Below are 16,394 nucleotides of genomic sequence, written 5' to 3'. Positions count from 1 at the left end.
GAGGCAACCATGACCGACCGCCGCGATGATTTCCGCATCCGTCCCAGCGCCCCGAAGAACCGGGGCCAGGGCTTCGTTTCCAAGGTGCTCAAGCAGGCGGGCAAGGCCAGCGGCGGCAAGTCCTCGGTGCGCCGTCCGGCATCGGCGCGTGGCACCGGCCAGCGGCCCGGCTCGCGCCTCGGACGTGGCCACACGGCGGCGCGCTTCGCGGGCGCGAAGCTGACGCCCATGTCGCGGCGCGTGACCATCAAGACGCTGCTGGTCAACCAGCGCCAGGCCAGCCCGCAGTCGCTCGCCAAGCATCTGCGCTACATCGAGCGCGATGGCGTGGGACGCGACGGCGAGCTGGGCCAAGCCTACGGGCCGCAGACCGATGCCGCCGACCTCGATGCGTTCAAGGAACGCTGCGCCGACGACCGGCACCATTTCCGCTTCATCCTCTCACCCGAGGACGGTGCAGAGCTGGAAGACCTGCGCACCTACACGCGACACCTGATGGGCCGCATGGAGGCCGACCTGGGCACGCGGCTGGAATGGGTGGCAGTCGATCACTGGAACACCGACAACCCGCACACGCACCTCATCGTGCGCGGGCGCGACGACACCGGCAAAGACCTCATCATCGCGGGCGACTACATCGCCGATGGCTTCCGCCATCGCGCCGCCGAGCTGGCGACTGAATGGCTGGGGCCGCGCACCGAACTGGAGATCCAGCAGACTTTGCAGCGCGAGGTGGAGCAAGAGCGGTGGACGAGCCTGGATCGCACGCTCAAGCGCGAGCTGGGCGACGATGGCCTGTTGCCTGTCGAACGCCTCAACGAGCCGAGATTGCAACGCCAGCGCCTGCTGCTGATCGGCCGCCTGCAACGCTTGCACCGCCTGGGCCTGGCCGACGAGCTGCGGCCGGGCACCTGGGCCGTCCATGCCGATGCGGAAAAGACCCTGCGCGCCCTGGGCGAGCGCGGCGACATCATCCGCACCATGCAGCGCGCCATGCGCGGCGAGCCGCGCGAACTGGCGGTGTTCGAGCCGGGAGACGATGGCCGAACCATCCTCGGCCGCGTGGCCGCGAAGGGGCTGGCCGACGAACTGCGCGACCGGGGCTATCTGGTCATCGACGGGGTGGACGGCAAGGCCCACTACGTCGCGCTCAACGCCCGCGACGAGCTGGCGAACTATCCAACCGGCTCCGTGGTGGAGGTGAAGGGTTCGACCGACGTGCGCGCGGCCGATCGCAATATCGCCGCGCTGGCGAGCGGTGGCCTGTACCGCACCGATCATCACCTTGCCATCGCCCAGGGGCAGGCCGTGCCTGGCCGCGATCCGCTAGAGGTGGTGGCCGCCCACGTTCGACGGTTGGAAGCCCTGCGCCGGGCTGGCATCGTGGAGCGCGTAGCCGAAGGTCTATGGAAAGTGCCCGTCGACCTGCCCGAGCAGGGCCGCCGCTACGACGCGCAGCGCCTTGGCGGCGTGGCCGTGGAACTGAAATCGCACCTGCCCATCGAGCGGCAAGCGCGCGTGATCGGGGCCACCTGGCTCGACCAGCAACTTATCGGTGGTGGTTCGGGCCTCGGCGACCTGGGCTTTGGCAGCGACGTCCGGGACGCGCTCCAGAAGCGCGCCGACTACCTGGCCGAACAGGGGCTGGCTGAGCGGCGCGGGCAGCGCGTGATCTTGGCGCGCAACCTGTTGGGCACGCTGCGCAATCGAGAGCTCGCACAGGCCGCCAAGGACATTGCCGCCGAAACCGGCCTGGAGCATCGCCCGGTGGCCGACGGCCAGTGCGTTGCCGGCATCTACCGGCGCTCCGTCATGCTCGCCAGCGGGCGCTACGCGATGCTCGATGACGGCATGGGGTTCAGCCTGGTGCCGTGGAAGCTGGTGATCGATCAGCGGATGGGGCAGCAGCTTATCGCCACGATGCGCAGCGGCGGGGTGTCGTGGGAGATTGGGCGACAACGGGGGATAAGTAGCTCTTAAAGTTGATGCTCAGGACTTCACTCGCAATGGTGCAAGGCTTGTGAAGTGCTTGACCGCTGCTCCCCATCAGAGTTGCATACAGGCAGTCGACAAACAGCAATGATGCGCCCGAAGCAACGTCGCCTGCCTTGGGCAGCCATCGAACGTTTCAGTCAGCGAAACACGGTGGGTGCGCTGCATGAGCAAATGGCTCACCGCTCCTGTGATGCGCGTTAAGGTCTCCATATCGAGCGGAATCGCCGTTCCCGAGCTGAATCAGGATTAGATGAAACGTGAATCCCAAATACATCGCGTGCTGCAAGCGCTGAACGCCAATCGAGTTCCGGGGTGGCAGTTTCCAGCCCACTATTTGGGGCTTGCATTCGGGCGCCTTGAGGGGCACCACGCCGAAGTAGTCATGCGTGCAGGCCCGCATTGCATCGACGCGAATGGGGCAGTGTCATTGGAAGCTCTGGGCGTTCTCGCGGATGTGGCGATGGCCGGTGCAGTACGGAGCCAGATGGGGCCCACGGCTCGCGTCGCGACGGTCAGCATACGGCTTAGCTTAGGCATACTCCCTGGAGAAGGAGATCTTCACGCGGCGGCCGAGCTGAAATTGAGCTATCCAGGCCCCGCTATGCAGATGACGGCAGCGAGTCTGTCTGTCGTCGCGAACGGCAAGCTCTGCTGTACCGGAGAAGGCACCTTTGCCGTTCTCGATAGCGCACGCAATTCGGCCTCTCATCCCCTGCCAAAGCGCAGCACGCTCGAATCGATCGATCCCCTTGCCACTGCGGATTTGACGTCGGAAGAACGGCTCGTCTTCGACCGAGCGCGGTACGCTGACACCCGCTCCCTCGCAGAGCACCCATTCCTCGAACGGTTTTGGAGCGCTCCTTCCGGGCAGGGGAAAGAATGGGCAGAGCGTCGTGTGGAAGGAGGCATGCACGTCGGAAACCGTGTCGGCGATATTCAGGGCGGCGTACTGCTCGGCATCGCGGCGCGGACTTGCTCCTCAGCACTTCCGCAAGGCTGGCGGCTGATCGATCTCTCCGCACAGTACATCTCAGCGAGTCCGCATACCGGAGTCGTGATTCGGGCCAAGTCGCTGCGCGTCGGTCGTAGCCTCGCATGCATCGAATGCGAGGCGACCGACGACCAGGGGCGAACGACGCTGCGCGCTCAGGCGAGTTTCATGAAGGAGCCAAACTCCTGACCACCCGGCAGGCATGGGCGCGCACGTCCGCCTTCGGGCGGCGCGAGCGTGCCGCGCCTCATCAACGCGTCGTACCCCACACACCTTCCACCTCCTCGGCCAGCGCAAGCAGTTTCTCGCCAAGTGTCTCCACAGTGAGTTGGGGAGGAAGACCGGCAGACGCCAAATAGCTGGCGTTGAGGCCATATATGGACCCCTGCGGCCCCCGCACGATGGTGCCTACGCCCGCATTCCCAAGAAGAGAGCTTGCTTGGCTATATCCCCGCCTCAGAGCCTCGCGGATAGCCGCATTCAACGGCCCGCGAACCTTCGGCCAAGCGGGGCCGTGCTCATCAGCCAGAAGCTCGTAGACGGCAGCGCGTTCATTCGCTCCAAGATGAGCCAAATACGCGATGCCGGGAGAGCACGTTTCGATCGGCAAGCGAAGCCCTGCAGCCACCGTGCGTGTCTGGGCGCCACGGCCTTTGCGAAAGGTGGTCACATAGACCATGTGGACATGGTCATGCGCTGACAGACCGACGTTGATCTGGTTCTCGCGGGCGAAGGTTTCGAGCAACCCATTGACCGTGCCCAACTCGGAACGGCTGAACTGAAACGCCCGGCCCAGGCTCAGGCACGATGGCGCCAGACGGTAAGCCTCTTCTTTCACGTCGAAATCAAGAAGTCCCGTATCCACCAGAGAGCGGCACAGCCTGCTCACGGTCGCCTTCGGCAACTGCACCCTCTGCACCAGTTCCGAATTGGACAGGCTCGGGGTGCCCCCCAGAAAGGCTCGGAGAATTCGGATACCCCGCTCCAGTGACTGACTGCCAGGTGTAACGCGGACAAACCTTCCGGTCTCCCGGCTAATGCGGCGACTCGTTTGCATGGTTCCCCCTGAACAAGAAAGACGACCTTGCGGCCCTGGATGTTCGAACCGCGCAACGCTTGGATTGTTCCGGTCTGCGAAACACGCGGCTTCCCCGCGCCATCTTACAGACTTAATCTTCCGGGCTCACCACCGGGGACCAGACGTGCTCCGGCCGAAATCACAGGAGGCACACATGGACAGGAGATACGCCGAACGCGCTTCGGTAAATCGGACACGCCGACGGGTTCTGCTTGCAGCAGGGAGTGCTCTGGCGGCCAGCAGCTTTTCACGGCCCGTGCTGGCTCAGCAGTGGCCCTCCAAACCCATTCGCATTGTCGCTGCTCAGGCACCCGGTTCATCGAACGATGCAACCGCGCGCGCGCTCGCGGAATTTCTCACCACCGAACTCAAAACCCCTGTGGTCGTGGAGAACAAGCCGGGCGGCCTCGGCATGATCGCAGCCGACACCGTGGCGCGCTCGGCGCCGGACGGATACACACTTCTGATCACCCTGCACAGCCAACTGGCGCAGGCGCCGGTCCTGCTCAAGAAGGCACCGATCGACCCAGCCAGGGACCTCGTTCCGGTCGGAACATTCAATACCGGTGTGTCGCTGGGCGTCGTCAAGAAGGACCTGCCGGTTACCAACCTGAAGGAACTCATCGCGCTGTCCAAGACGCGGCCTGTTTCGGTGGGCAACTATGGTGTTGGGTCCGGCTGGCAAATGATGGTCATGCAACTTGCCAAGCAGACAGGAGGCCAGTTCGACATCGTGACCTACAAGGGCACCGGCCCGATGGCGCTCGACCTGATGGCCGGGAACATCGACATGGGAGCGGGATCGATGGTCGGCTTGGCGGGCGGCATCCAGCGCGGGTCGTTCAAGCCCGTCGTCATGATCCAGGGCAGCCGCGGGAATCCACTGGCGCCAGGCGTGCCGAGTTGGGCTGACGAAGGCTTCAAGGGGCCGGCGTTCCAGAGCCTTCTGGAGTCGAACATGGTGTTGGCTCCGCGCGGCACGCCAACCGAGGTGGTTCAGCGTATCGCTGAGCTGATCCAGAAGTCCGCTCATGCCTCCGACAAAGTCAAGGCGGTGCTCGCCCAGCTCGGCGTCACTGACAGCCCCACGCTGACCGGACCCGCCCTCAAGGAGTTCATTGCCCAGACCTGGCCGGCGTTCCAGAACATGACCCGCGAACTCAACATCGTCATCGAATAGACGGGCACCGTCGTCAAGGAGGACATTCATGAGACTCGTCAACAAATGCGGAATCATCACCGCCGCTGCATCGGGAATTGGCCGCGCTGGCGCCATCCGGTTCGCCCACGAAGGTGCGAAAGTCCTGGTGGTTGATCGGGATCAAAGAGCAGCCGAAGAGACCGTCGCGGCCATTCGAGCCACGGGGGGCGCGGCAGTCGCTGCAATCGGTGATCTCACCCAAGAAGACTTTGCGCGACAGATCGTGCGCACCTGCCAAGAAGAATTCGGCGGCGTGGATTTTCTCTGGCCCAACGCCGGGCATCCCGGTGCAGCCGCCGTCGAAGGTCTGGACCTGGCCGATTTCGATCTCGCGATCAACCTGAATCTGCGAGCGGCACTGGCGTCCGTCGTGGAGGCGGTCCCGCTCATGCGACAACGCGGCGGCGGAAGCGTCCTGTTCACAGCGTCAACATCGGGTCTCGTTGGCTCACCAGTGAGTCCTGTCTACTCGGCCGCCAAGTTCGGCATCGTGGGGCTGATGAAATCATTGTCGAAGCGCTTCGGCAGGGATGGGATTCGATTCAACGCCGTGTGCCCAACTGCCACCGACACGCCGATGCTGCGCGTCTTCGTCAAGCAGCCCGACGACGAGGCGGCCCAGAACGAAGACGTAGAGGAGTTGGTCAAAAAGCGGGCCACCGGCAATGCGTTCGGTCGCACGGCAAAGCCCGAAGAGATTGCCAGTGCAGCGCTTTTCCTGATTTCCGACGAAGCGTCGTTCATCACGGGCGTCGCGCTTCCAATCGACGCCGGGGCAACGGCGTAGTACTTCGCCAGCCCAGGGATTGTTGCTCGATTCGAGCCAGGTCCGCACGGCTTCCGAGGACCGGCCATCAAGCCTGGCACGGCATCTGACGGTGCGTCTTCAGCGCCGGAAAAGCACCGTGCCGGCCGCAGCAGTAGCCGGATGCGTCCATTGATGGACGGCATCTGCTGCTCATTGCTCGCATCCCATATTGCAGACGCACCCCATCCAACAGGCGATGAAGGCACGTGTGCGTGCGTCCGGATTTAACGGAGGTGTCGCCCGTTGCGTCTTTGCTTGATGTTCCGTATACCGAAACACCATTCTTTCTTCATCGGTATCTCGCTGATAAATTTTCATCCGCACGAGGTGTTTCGAGATCGCGTGTCGCCGACTTTTCAATACCACTCTGAAGACACGAAAGAGGACTGATATGGGACAAATCACTGTAGCCGCCGGCATTGCGCGACTGCTCGAAAAAATGGGCACGGAGTTCGTCTTCGGCCTCAACGGCCATGGAAACTGGGGGCTGCTCGATGCCCTGGTCTACGACACCAAGATCGAGTGCATCAGCGCGCGGATGGAAGACCAGGCGGTGGAGCTTGCTGATGGCTACTGGCGCTACAAGCGCGGGGGCGCACTGCCCATCGTGACGACGAGCGTCGGCCCCGGCAACGCCAACATCATGCCGGCCATCGCCACGGCGTACTACGAGTCGATCGCCATGCTCGCCATCGTCGGCGTCGGCGCCACGCACTGGTTTGACCGGGGAGGCATCGAGGAAGCTTACCGCGATGGCCCTGAAGACTTCGCGGGGGCGATCCGGCCGATCTGCAAAAAGGCCGGGATGGCGACACGCCCGGACACCTGCATCGACATGTTCCTGCGCGCCTACAAGACGGCACTGTCGGGCCGGCCGGGTCCGGTGGTCATGGCCATCCCGTTCGACATCCAGCATGCGCTGATCCCCGAAGACAGCCTGCCCGATCCAATGCCCTACATGCGAATCCGCCGGCCCGGCCCGGATCCGAAGGGAATCGCCGACGCTATCAAACTGCTGGAGAAGGCCGAACGCCCGCTGCTGGTGTTCGGAAGCGGCATCGCCAATAGTGGCGCGCATCAGGCACTTCTCGACTTTGCCGAGGCCACCGGCACGCCGGTCGTCGCCACCTCTGCGGGCAAGGCTGCTTTCCCGGAGACGCACCGACTGTCTGCCGGCATCGTCGGACGCGCGGGCTCGCTGCACGGAAACCACATGGCCCGCCGCTCCGACCTGATCATCGGCGTCGGAACCCACTTCACAGACATCGACACCGGCGGCTGGACGCTGTTCGACATTCCCGGCAACGCCAAGCTGATCCACGTGGACATCGACGAGAACGAACTGGGCAGGGCTTATCCGACCGAGGTCGCCCTGAACTCGGACGCGCGTCTAGCACTGGAGGCCTTGACGAAGGCCGCGCAGAGCGCCGGGATCAAGGAACGCACAAGCTGGACGAACGAACTCGCCAAGGAACGCGATGCCTTCAACGAGGCGGTCAAGCCGCTGCGCGAGTCCAACATCTCGCCACTGCACTACGCCCGCGTCTGCGAGGACGTGAGCCAGGTCGTCGAGTCGCAATGTCCCGAGATGTCGGTATTCTTCGACACCGGCCATATGCTCAGCTTTGGCCCGTGTTTCCTGCGCGCATCGTCGCGCAACGTCTACCACAGCAGCTTCATGCATCGCATGGGCTGGAGCGCATCGGCGGCCATCGGCGCCAGCATGGCGAGCGGGGGCAAGCCTGCCGTGGCGCTACTGGGCGACGGGGCATTCATCATGCGTGCGACCGTCATGCTCACTGCCGTCGAGCAGAAGCTGCCTGTGATTGCGGTGGTGTTCGACAACAAGTCGCTGCAGATCGAACGCGAGGCGATGTTCAAGATATATGGCCGCGAGTCGCTGTGCGACTACCGCAAGAAGGGCGAAACTGAGCTTTGGGGGCCGGACTTCGCCAAGATGGCCGAGGGCATGGGCTGCGTCGGCGTCCGCGTCGAGAAGGCCGAGGACTTCAAGCGTGCGTTCGAAGCCGCCCTGGCCAGCGGTAAGCCCACCGTGATCAGCGTGGCCACCGAGATCGAGACACCGCAGTATCGCTCTGCCTGGTACCCGTATCCGAAGGACTTCAACGCTACCTGGAAGCCGGGCCTCGTGGATGCACCGGAAGGTCACGGCTTCGTGATGCCCACCTTCTCCAAAGAAGATTGAGGTCATCCCGATGAGCGAGCTTGCCCTGAAAGATCCAAACCTGCTGCGCACGCGAGCCTTCGTGAATGGCCAGTGGATCAGTTCGGATTCCGGCGACACCGTCGCCGTGACCAACCCCGCCACAGGCGACATCGTCGGTACCATCCCGCAGATGGGCGCGGCGGAAGCGCGCCGCGCCATCGAGGCAGCAGACGCAGCCCTGCCCGGCTGGCGCGCCACCCTGGCAAAGCAGCGGGGCCGGCTGCTACGAAGGTGGTTCGACCTCATCATCGAGAACCAGGACGACCTGGCCAAGCTGATGACGGCCGAGCAAGGCAAGCCCTTGTCCGAGGCACGCTCGGAGGTGGTGAGCGGCGCGGCCTTCATCGAATGGTTCGCCGAGGAGGCGCGCCGCGCCTACGGCGAGACCATCCCTGCGCCCGCGGCCGACCGCCGCGTGTTAGTCATCAAGCAGCCGGTCGGTGTGTGCGCAGCCATCACGCCGTGGAACTTCCCCAGCACCATCATCACGCGCAAGGCGGGAGCAGCCCTTGCGGCCGGATGCACGATGGTGGTGCGGCCGGCCAGCAACACGCCCTACTCGGCATTGGCGCTAGCAGAGCTGGCGCAACGTGCCGGGATACCCCCGGGCGTCTTCAACGTCATCACCGGTGCACCCGAGGAGATCGGGCTGGAGCTGACGACGAACCCGATCGTGCGCAAGCTGTCCTTCACGGGCTCGACCGGCGTCGGCAGGAAGCTGATGGCCCAGTGTTCCAGCACTATCAAGAAGATGGCGCTAGAACTTGGCGGGAACGCGCCGTTCATCGTGTTCGAGGACGCAGACGTCGATGCGGCCGTGGAGGGTGCGCTGGCATCGAAGTTCCGCAACGCGGGGCAAGCCTGCGTCGGCGCGAATCGGTTCTATGTCCACGATCGCATCTATGACGAGTTCGCTGCGAAGCTGGTCGAGAAGGTCAAAGAGCTGAAGGTGGGCCCGGGGACTGAGGCGGGCGTCACGATGGGGCCGCTCATCGACACGCGGGCCGTGGAGAAGGTGGAGGACCACCTCGCGGATGCGCTCTCCAAGGGCGCCCGTGTACTCGTCGGAGGTCGGCGGCACGCCCTCGGCCGTTCCTTCTTCGAGCCAACAGTGCTTGCGGATGCCAAAGCGAACATGAAGGTCGCCCGCGAGGAGACGTTCGGCCCGCTTGCCCCGCTCTTCCGGTTCACCGACGAAGCGGAGCTGCTTGAAGCAGCCAATGACACGGAGCTTGGGCTCGCCTCCTACTTCTACAGCAAGGACATCACGCGCATCTGGCGCGTCGCGGAGGCGCTGGAGACCGGCATGGTGGGCGTGAACGTCGGGTTGATGGCCAACGAAGCCGTGCCGTTCGGCGGGATCAAGGAGTCCGGCATCGGTCGCGAGGGCTCCCATCACGGTCTCGACGACTACCTGGAGGTCAAGTACGTGTGCCTGGGCGGCATGCACAGCTGACCACCACGACAGCATGCGGCGAGGGTCGGCTCACTAAGGATCGCCCGCCGCGGCATGCGCCCTTCACCCCCGGCAAGCACCCAACCAATCTTGAAGACAAAGGAGACTCATCATGCGTATTCTCGCCACAGCATTGACGGCCGTGACATTCCTGTTCGGGGCCACACTCGCCTCCGCACAGGACTATCCCTCGCGGCCTATTCGATGGCTCGTCCCCTACCCTGCAGGCGGAGGCGGCGACAACATCGCCCGGCTCATGACGCACAGAGCCTCGGAGGTCCTGAAGCAGAGCATCGTGGTCGACAACCGCCCGGGCGGCAACACCGTCATCGCCACGCAAGTTCTGCTCTCGTCACCCAAGGACGGATACACCGTTCTGCACACCGCCGAGCAGATTGCCTCCAATGGAAGCCTCTATCCGAGCCTCCAGTATTCGGCGGAGCGTGATCTGGATTTCATCGCGTTGATGGCGCGGGTTCCCTTCGTGCTGTTGGCGCGGCCCAATCTACCCGTCACCGACGGCGCGAATGTGATCGCCTACATGAAGAAAGAAGGTGACAAGGTCAACTATGGCAGTTGGGGGCAAGGTGGCGCCAATCACCTGGTGATGGAGGCGTTCGCCGACCGGATCGGTGCCCGCCCGACGCATGTGCCATTTCAGGGGGCCGCTCCTGCGGTGCAGAACCTTCTGGGGGGCCAGATCGATCTGTACTTTTCTGACCCCACTGTGGCGCTGCCGTACATCCGCTCCGGCAAGCTCAAGCCCTTGCTGGTGACCACCAAGGAGCGCTTGCCGTACCTCCCGGATATCCCCACGGTTGCGGAGAGCGGCTATCCGGGCTTCGACATGTACACGTGGCATGGCCTCGTTGCGCCGAAGGGAACGCCGCCTGCAATCGTGCAGAAGCTCTCTGCAACCATCCAACAAGTGGTCGCAGAGCCCGCCATCAAGAAGGAGTTGATGGAGCGTGGCCTGATCCCCGACGCGCAGGGACCGGAGCAATTCAAGGAGACGTTCCTCAAGACCCAGGCAGAGCTGGGCGGAATCGTACGCAAGCTGGGCATCAAGATTCAGTAAGGCACGAGCACAAAAGCCGCCGGAAGCGGGCCGTCGAGGTTTCGCCCCTCTTTTGCCGGCGTGCTCTCAACCCAGCACTGGTTGGGCGATCGGGATACCGGCCGGCCGTGGCTTCATCGCCGGAGATTGCAGCACGTTGCGTGCGCGCGGCTGATGTCGCTTGATGTAGATCGCCATCATGAGCCGGCAGAAATTCGTTGGTACCAAGGGACGCATTCGTATGTCAACCACGACGCGGTCGCAGTTGAGCCTGTGGCAGCAACTTGTGAAGGTGGCGCTGGAGCAGCCCACATCTGCTTTTCCCTCCACGGTCTTGTCCAAGGCCTGCGATCGCGTCATCGACACGGTCGCATCGGCGCTTGCGAGCGCAAGCGTGGGTGAAGGGCTCATGGCAAGCAGAGTCGTTCAGACCGAAGGCAGCGCAGGCCCGGCATCGATATGGGCGTCCAAGGGAAAAACGGCATCGGCAGCGCTGGCGTGTCTCGCAAACGGCACGCTTGCTCATGCCGTTGAGTACGACGACACCCATGCGCTGTCCACTCTTCACCCGGGCGTCGTCATCGTTCCCGCTGCCTTGGCGGTGGGCCAGGAGGTGAACGCCAGCGGTCCGGACGTGCTCGCTGCTGTGACCATCGGCTATGAGATCGCGTCACGCCTGGCGGCGCTGGTGCCTGGCAAGTTCCAACGCCAGGGATTTCAGCCGACGGCCGTGCTTGGCATCTTCGGCGCCACTGCCGCCGTCTGCCGGCTGAAGCGAGTCTCCCTCCAGAGCGCCACGCACGCGGGAGGCATCGCAGGCAGCCTCACGGGCGGGCTGATGGAATATCTGGCCGACGGCAGTGACGTGAAGCAATTGCATGCCGGGTGGGTGGCGCAAGGTGCCGTGCGTGCGGTCCAGTTCGCCGAAGGCGGTCTGACCGGCCCTCGGACGGTACTTGAAGGTGAAAAGGGGGTGTTCCAGGCGTTCATCTCCCAATCCATCGATCCTCTCGCTGCTGTCGCGGGGTACGGCGACGATTGGCGAGGGGTCGATGCCGCGACGAAGCTCTATCCCGCCTGTTACGGGGTGCATGCGGTCATTGACGCGTGGCACCTTGTTCGCGCCCAGCATGGCCTCGGACGAGAAGATCTGCCGAACATCAAGCGCATAACAGGGCTGGTCCCCGAGTTCTTCCGGCAACTGGTGTGCGAGCCGCTGGCACACAAGCGGGCGCCACGCACCGTCTACGAAGCACGCTTCAGCCTGCCCTATGTCCTCGCGAGGGCCATCGTCGACGGGCATGTCGATCTTCACAGCTTCCTGCCAGAGCGCGTGGCCGATCCGGCGTTGGCGCCCGTCATGCAGAAGATCGACTATGAAACCGCGGACTTTCGGACTTTCCCTGGTGAGTTTCCCGGGGGCGTGCGCGTGGAAATGTCGGATGGGCGTGTCTTCGAGGCGACGGTGGAGTACAACCCAGGCGGGCCGAGCATGCCTGCTTCCGGTGCCCAACTTGAGCAAAAGCTGCTTGCCGTGAGCGAACGCTTCAGCGATTCCGGCGCAGGGCGCGCCCTCATCGAATCGATGCGGATGCTTTGCCAGCCCGGCAGTGTCCTGCACGGGTTCTCCTCATCGATGGCCCGTATCGGGGCCGCCGAGCATGACTTGAATAGCGCTTCGACATGAAGGAAATGCCACCATGAAGGCCATCGTTGTACGTTCACCGGCTGGGCTAGAGCATCTGGAACTGCGTGACCTCCCAGACCCAGGCCATCCCGGGCCAGGGCAGATACGGGTCGCCTTGCATGCAACCTCGCTGAACTACCATGACCTGCAAGTCGCTGACGGGCGGTTTCCCACGGACGACGGCCGTGTGCTGATGTCCGACGGTGCAGGGGTCGTCGAGGCTGTTGGCGAGGGGGTCACCGACTTCAACCTCGGAGATCATGTGGTCTCGGTTTTCTTTCCGCAGTGGCTTGACGGCTCCCCGTGCGACGCCGTGGGCAACTTTCGAGGTACGCCGGGCGATGGCATCGATGGCTACGCCACCGAGTACACCGTTCGTCCGGCGACGAGCTTCACCCGGGCACCTCGTGGTTGGGAGCATGCCGAAGCGGCGACCATCACCACGGCGGGCCTTACAGCTTGGCGTGCGCTGGCGGTGAATGGGGCGCTCAAAGCCGGTGACACGGTGCTCGTGTTGGGGACCGGCGGCGTCTCGATCGCCGCGCTGCAGATCGCCAAGTCCATGGGCGCCCGCGTCATCGTTACTTCCTCGTCAGATGAGAAGCTGTCTCGCGCCCGTGCGCTGGGTGCTGACGAGGTCGTCAACTATCAGAGATCACCGGATTGGAGCCACACGGTCCTCTCGCTGACATCTGGGCACGGTGTGGACCATATCGTCGAGGTCGGAGGGCCAGGCACGCTCGCGAACAGCATCCGCGCCATACGCGTAGGCGGGCACATATCTCTGATCGGCGTCCTGACCGGCCGCGAGGGCGCTATACCGACAGGATTGATGCTGGGTAAACAAGTGCGTCTGCACGGGTTCATCGTTGGTAGTCGCCGGCAGCAGCAGGAATATGTCGCCGCCCTTGAGCAGACGGGCATTCGTCCTGTGATCGATCGGCGCTTCACGTTGGAGAACCTGGGCGATGCCTTCAGGCTTCAAGCGAAGGGAGGCCATTTCGGCAAAATCGTTGCGCAATGGTGACCCACCGCGTCCGCAGCTCAGATCTGCGGTCCGCCCCAAGCCTTCTCCAGCTCGTGCGCGAGTGCGACTATTGCTTCCCCTAGCTTTTCGACGGTGAGATCGGGTGGCAGCCCAACCGAAGGCAAATAGCTGGCGCTGACTGCATAAGCAGCCCCACCGCGCCCCTTCACTGAGGCACCGAGCCCGGCATTGCCAAAAACAGACGTGGCTTGGCTGTACCCCCGGGCGATCGCGTCAGCAATGTTTTGCTCCAAGGTTGACCGCACTGCGGGCCAGTCGCGATCGTGGTATGTCTCAAGGACACCGTAGACGGTTGCCCGCCTCTTCGGATTGGCCGAAGCCAAGTAGGCAATGCCCGGCGAGCAGGTGGCCATGGGAAGGCGCAGGCCCGATGCCACGGTGCGCGTCTGCGCACCGCGACTTTCTCGAAAGGTCGTGACATACACCATGTGCCCATGATCGGGAGCAGACAACCCAACATTGACCTGGTGCTCGCGGGCGAAGGTCTTCAGCACACCATTCACCGTGCCCAGTTCAGAGCGGCTGAACTGAAAGGCACGGCCCAGGCTCAGGCTTGATGGCGCGAGCCGATAGGCCTCTTCATCCGGGTCAAACTCCAGCATCCCGGCATCGACGAGCGAGCGGCAAAGGCGACTCACCGTCGCCTTTGGCAAGTGCGTACGCACCACCAGCTCCGAGTTGGACAGGCTTGGCGCTGCTTCGAGGAACGCGCGCAGAACCTGTATGCCGCGCGCCAGAGATTGACTACCTGGTGTGACCCTGACAAAGCTGCCAGTCTCGCGGCTCAACCGACGGCTCTCGTGCATCTCGGGTCACCCTCGTTCAGCGCTGGGGCGCCTCCAGGATCGTCACGACGCAGGCGGCTTCTTCCAGTCCATGGAACCCGCCGCCGTTTTCCGCCATGCCCAGCTTGGCCCCCTGAACCTGGTTTTCGCCCGCTTCGCCGCGCAACTGGCGCACGAGGTCATGCACCTGAATCGCGCCGGTCGCTCCGATCGGGTGCCCTTTCGAGTGCAGGCCGCCCGACACGTTGATCGGCAGCTTCCCCCCGAGCCGGGTAACCCCGCTGGCGACCATGGGGCCGCCTTGGCCGTATTCGCAGAAACCGCAGTTCTCCATGTGCAGGATCTCAGCGATGGCCGAGGCATCGTGCAGTTCCGCCAGCGAAATGTCCGTCGGGCCGACCCCCGCCATGTCATAGGCGCGGAACGCCGCCACCCGCGTGAGGTGGTGAGACACGTCCTTCGCGGCACGGTCGGAGCTGCTGCTTACACCCATGCCGCGCACGCGCACCGCACGGCTGGCGAGCCCCTGCTTGCGGACGAAGTCATCCGACGCCACCACCAGTGCGCAGGCACCGTCCGTCATGGGGGCACACATAGATCGGGTGATGGGCCAGGCGATCATCTTGTCGGCGAGCACTTCCTCGACGGTCATGGGATGGCGGTACTGCGCAAACGGGTTCCACTGGGAGTGCCAGTGGTTCTTTGCGGCCACGTGCGCGATCTGCTCCACCGTGGTGCCGAACATCTTCATGTGGAAACGCGCCTGCGCGGAGTAGATGTCCATGAAGACGGATCGCTCGGCCGACCCTGAGGCAGCCGAGTCGGGAGGCAGAACGTCCTGTCCCAGCGCCAGCAGGCGCGCAAGGTGCTCGTCCGCGAGGTCGCGGTCCCAGCTTCCCTTGAACGCCTCGAACATGGCCTCCCGCTTTTCGGGGAAGTTCATCTTCTCGGCGCCGACGACCAAGGCCACCTCGAACAGGCCCGCTTTGACGGCGGCGAAGCCCTGGAACAGGCCCGAGCTGGAGCTGGCGCAGGCGTTGTCCGTATTGAAGATAGGAATGCTCTCAAAGCCATAGGCGCGCAGCGAGGCCTGGCCGCGGACGCCGTGCTGCCCCTCCAGGGCGCCCTGGCGCGTATTGCAAAACCACGCGGCCTGCACGGCATCCTTGGTCAGGTGGGCATCGGCCAGGGCTGCGTCAATGGCCTCCCGGGACAAGTCCTTGACGCTGCGTTCGAGGTGCTTGCCGAGCTTGGTCATCCCGGCGCCAATCACATAGACGTTTGACATTCGTGTCTCCTTGATCAGTACCGTCCGCCGGTCACATGCAATGTCTCGCCCGTGATGTAGGACGAGAGTCGCGAGCCCAGGAAGACGATGGCGTTGGCCACGTCCTCGGGCTCGCCGATACGCGGGATGGGCGTGGTCTTCTCCGCCGCTTCCTTGATCTTTCCGTAGTGCGGCAGGTTGGTAACGGCCGCCGTATTGATGATCCCAGGCGCCACGGCGTTCACCGTGATGTTGTTCTTGCCGTACTCCAGCGAAAGCGCCCGGGTGAAGCCGATGATCCCGGCCTTGGCTGACGAGTAGTTGGCCTGGCCGGGGTTGCCCAGATGCGCCCGCGAGGAAATGTTCACGATGCGGCCGTACCCGGCCTCCACCATGGCCGGGATCACGGCCCGCGAACACAGGAAGGCACCCTTGAGGATCACGTCGACCACGCTGCTCCAGTCGGCCAGGCTCATGCGCACGATCTTCATGTCGCGCGTGAAGCCCGCGTTGTTCACCAGCACGCTCACGGGTCCCAGATCGCGCTGGATGGCGTCCACCGTCTCTTGGACCGAGACCTCGTCGGTCACGTTCGTCTCGTATGCGGCGGCCAATCCGCCTGTGGCGGCGATCTCCTCGCGCACGGCGTTGGCTCCCGCCAGATTGCGATCCACGATAGCGACCTTCGCGCCTTGGGCAGCGAACGACCGGGCGGCTTCAGCGCCGATGCCGCTGCCTCCGCCGGTGACCATCACCACTTGGTCTTTCAAACCGAAATCCATGTCATCTCCATT

The 16,394-nt window shown here is 64.0% G+C and carries 13 protein-coding genes; 9 read left to right on the top strand and 4 right to left on the bottom strand.

Annotated features, from left to right (window positions below; translation table 11 throughout):
• Positions 1-9 precede the first annotated feature (9 nt).
• The gene (locus IPG65_RS11575) at positions 10-1,980 is read left to right on the top strand and encodes a relaxase/mobilization nuclease and DUF3363 domain-containing protein (protein WP_293189564.1); all 1,971 of its coding nucleotides are present in this window, start codon (positions 10-12) and stop codon (positions 1,978-1,980) included.
• A 292-nt stretch (positions 1,981-2,272) separates the two neighbouring features.
• Positions 2,273-3,175 (top strand): acyl-CoA thioesterase domain-containing protein, encoded by a 903-nt coding sequence (locus IPG65_RS11570; RefSeq protein ID WP_293189562.1) that lies wholly within the window; start codon positions 2,273-2,275, stop codon positions 3,173-3,175.
• 61 nt (positions 3,176-3,236) lie between these two features.
• Here the strand turns inward: IPG65_RS11570 and IPG65_RS11565 are convergent, their stop codons facing one another.
• Positions 3,237-4,043 carry a helix-turn-helix domain-containing protein gene (locus tag IPG65_RS11565; RefSeq protein ID WP_293189560.1) on the bottom strand — a complete coding sequence of 269 codons (807 nt, stop codon included), beginning with the start codon at positions 4,041-4,043 and terminating at the stop codon, positions 3,237-3,239.
• 175 nt (positions 4,044-4,218) lie between these two features.
• Between IPG65_RS11565 and IPG65_RS11560 the strand changes: the two genes are divergently transcribed.
• The 7 genes from IPG65_RS11560 (at position 4,219) to IPG65_RS11530 (ending at position 13,527) form a co-directional block, all read left to right on the top strand.
• Complete coding sequence (locus tag IPG65_RS11560) at positions 4,219-5,244, top strand: tripartite tricarboxylate transporter substrate binding protein (protein ID WP_293189558.1); 1,026 nt, start codon at positions 4,219-4,221, stop codon at positions 5,242-5,244.
• A gap of 28 nt (positions 5,245-5,272) precedes the next feature.
• Positions 5,273-6,052: an SDR family oxidoreductase gene (locus IPG65_RS11555; RefSeq protein ID WP_293189556.1), complete on the top strand. Its 780-nt coding sequence runs from the start codon at positions 5,273-5,275 to the stop codon at positions 6,050-6,052.
• A gap of 412 nt (positions 6,053-6,464) precedes the next feature.
• A complete protein-coding gene (locus IPG65_RS11550) occupies positions 6,465-8,279 on the top strand; it encodes a thiamine pyrophosphate-binding protein (RefSeq protein WP_293189554.1) in 1,815 nt (604 codons plus the stop codon).
• A gap of 10 nt (positions 8,280-8,289) precedes the next feature.
• Positions 8,290-9,756, top strand: coding sequence for an NAD-dependent succinate-semialdehyde dehydrogenase (locus tag IPG65_RS11545; RefSeq protein WP_293189552.1), 1,467 nt, complete (start codon positions 8,290-8,292; stop codon positions 9,754-9,756).
• 112 nt (positions 9,757-9,868) lie between these two features.
• Positions 9,869-10,834: a tripartite tricarboxylate transporter substrate binding protein gene (locus IPG65_RS11540; protein ID WP_293189550.1), complete on the top strand. Its 966-nt coding sequence runs from the start codon at positions 9,869-9,871 to the stop codon at positions 10,832-10,834.
• 220 nt (positions 10,835-11,054) lie between these two features.
• Positions 11,055-12,500 (top strand): MmgE/PrpD family protein, encoded by a 1,446-nt coding sequence (locus IPG65_RS11535; RefSeq protein ID WP_293189548.1) that lies wholly within the window; start codon positions 11,055-11,057, stop codon positions 12,498-12,500.
• Positions 12,501-12,513: 13 nt separating this feature from the next.
• Positions 12,514-13,527 (top strand): NAD(P)-dependent alcohol dehydrogenase, encoded by a 1,014-nt coding sequence (locus tag IPG65_RS11530; protein WP_293189546.1) that lies wholly within the window; start codon positions 12,514-12,516, stop codon positions 13,525-13,527.
• Between the two features lie 17 nt (positions 13,528-13,544).
• Here the strand turns inward: IPG65_RS11530 and IPG65_RS11525 are convergent, their stop codons facing one another.
• Genes IPG65_RS11525 through fabG form a run of 3 tightly spaced genes read right to left on the bottom strand, consistent with a single transcriptional unit; the run spans position 13,545 to position 16,382 of the window.
• On the bottom strand, positions 13,545-14,354 hold the full coding sequence (locus IPG65_RS11525; RefSeq protein WP_293189544.1) for a helix-turn-helix domain-containing protein: 810 nt from the start codon (positions 14,352-14,354) through the stop codon (positions 13,545-13,547).
• Between the two features lie 16 nt (positions 14,355-14,370).
• On the bottom strand, positions 14,371-15,621 hold the full coding sequence (locus IPG65_RS11520; RefSeq protein WP_293189542.1) for a thiolase family protein: 1,251 nt from the start codon (positions 15,619-15,621) through the stop codon (positions 14,371-14,373).
• A gap of 14 nt (positions 15,622-15,635) precedes the next feature.
• Positions 15,636-16,382 (bottom strand): 3-oxoacyl-ACP reductase FabG, encoded by a 747-nt coding sequence (fabG, locus tag IPG65_RS11515; RefSeq protein WP_293189540.1) that lies wholly within the window; start codon positions 16,380-16,382, stop codon positions 15,636-15,638.
• Between the last annotated feature and the right edge of the window lie 12 nt (positions 16,383-16,394).

Origin of the sequence: Ottowia sp., from assembly GCF_016703145.1 — a bacterium.
GTDB lineage: Bacteria > Pseudomonadota > Gammaproteobacteria > Burkholderiales > Burkholderiaceae_C > Ottowia.
Note: the sequence above shows the minus strand (reverse complement) of the source record. Positions and strands in the feature narration are given on the sequence as shown.

Excerpts from the sequence above, each read along its gene's own strand:
- IPG65_RS11575 (WP_293189564.1), top strand. The coding sequence starts at position 10 with ATGACCGACCGCCGCGATGATTTCCGCATCCGTCCCAGCGCCCCGAAG.
- IPG65_RS11565 (WP_293189560.1), bottom strand. The coding sequence starts at position 4,043 with ATGCAAACGAGTCGCCGCATTAGCCGGGAGACCGGAAGGTTTGTCCGC.
- IPG65_RS11560 (WP_293189558.1), top strand. The coding sequence starts at position 4,219 with ATGGACAGGAGATACGCCGAACGCGCTTCGGTAAATCGGACACGCCGA.
- IPG65_RS11555 (WP_293189556.1), top strand. The coding sequence starts at position 5,273 with ATGAGACTCGTCAACAAATGCGGAATCATCACCGCCGCTGCATCGGGA.
- IPG65_RS11550 (WP_293189554.1), top strand. The coding sequence starts at position 6,465 with ATGGGACAAATCACTGTAGCCGCCGGCATTGCGCGACTGCTCGAAAAA.
- IPG65_RS11545 (WP_293189552.1), top strand. The coding sequence starts at position 8,290 with ATGAGCGAGCTTGCCCTGAAAGATCCAAACCTGCTGCGCACGCGAGCC.
- IPG65_RS11540 (WP_293189550.1), top strand. The coding sequence starts at position 9,869 with ATGCGTATTCTCGCCACAGCATTGACGGCCGTGACATTCCTGTTCGGG.
- IPG65_RS11535 (WP_293189548.1), top strand. The coding sequence starts at position 11,055 with ATGTCAACCACGACGCGGTCGCAGTTGAGCCTGTGGCAGCAACTTGTG.
- IPG65_RS11530 (WP_293189546.1), top strand. The coding sequence starts at position 12,514 with ATGAAGGCCATCGTTGTACGTTCACCGGCTGGGCTAGAGCATCTGGAA.
- IPG65_RS11525 (WP_293189544.1), bottom strand. The coding sequence starts at position 14,354 with ATGCACGAGAGCCGTCGGTTGAGCCGCGAGACTGGCAGCTTTGTCAGG.
- IPG65_RS11520 (WP_293189542.1), bottom strand. The coding sequence starts at position 15,621 with ATGTCAAACGTCTATGTGATTGGCGCCGGGATGACCAAGCTCGGCAAG.
- fabG (WP_293189540.1), bottom strand. The coding sequence starts at position 16,382 with ATGGATTTCGGTTTGAAAGACCAAGTGGTGATGGTCACCGGCGGAGGC.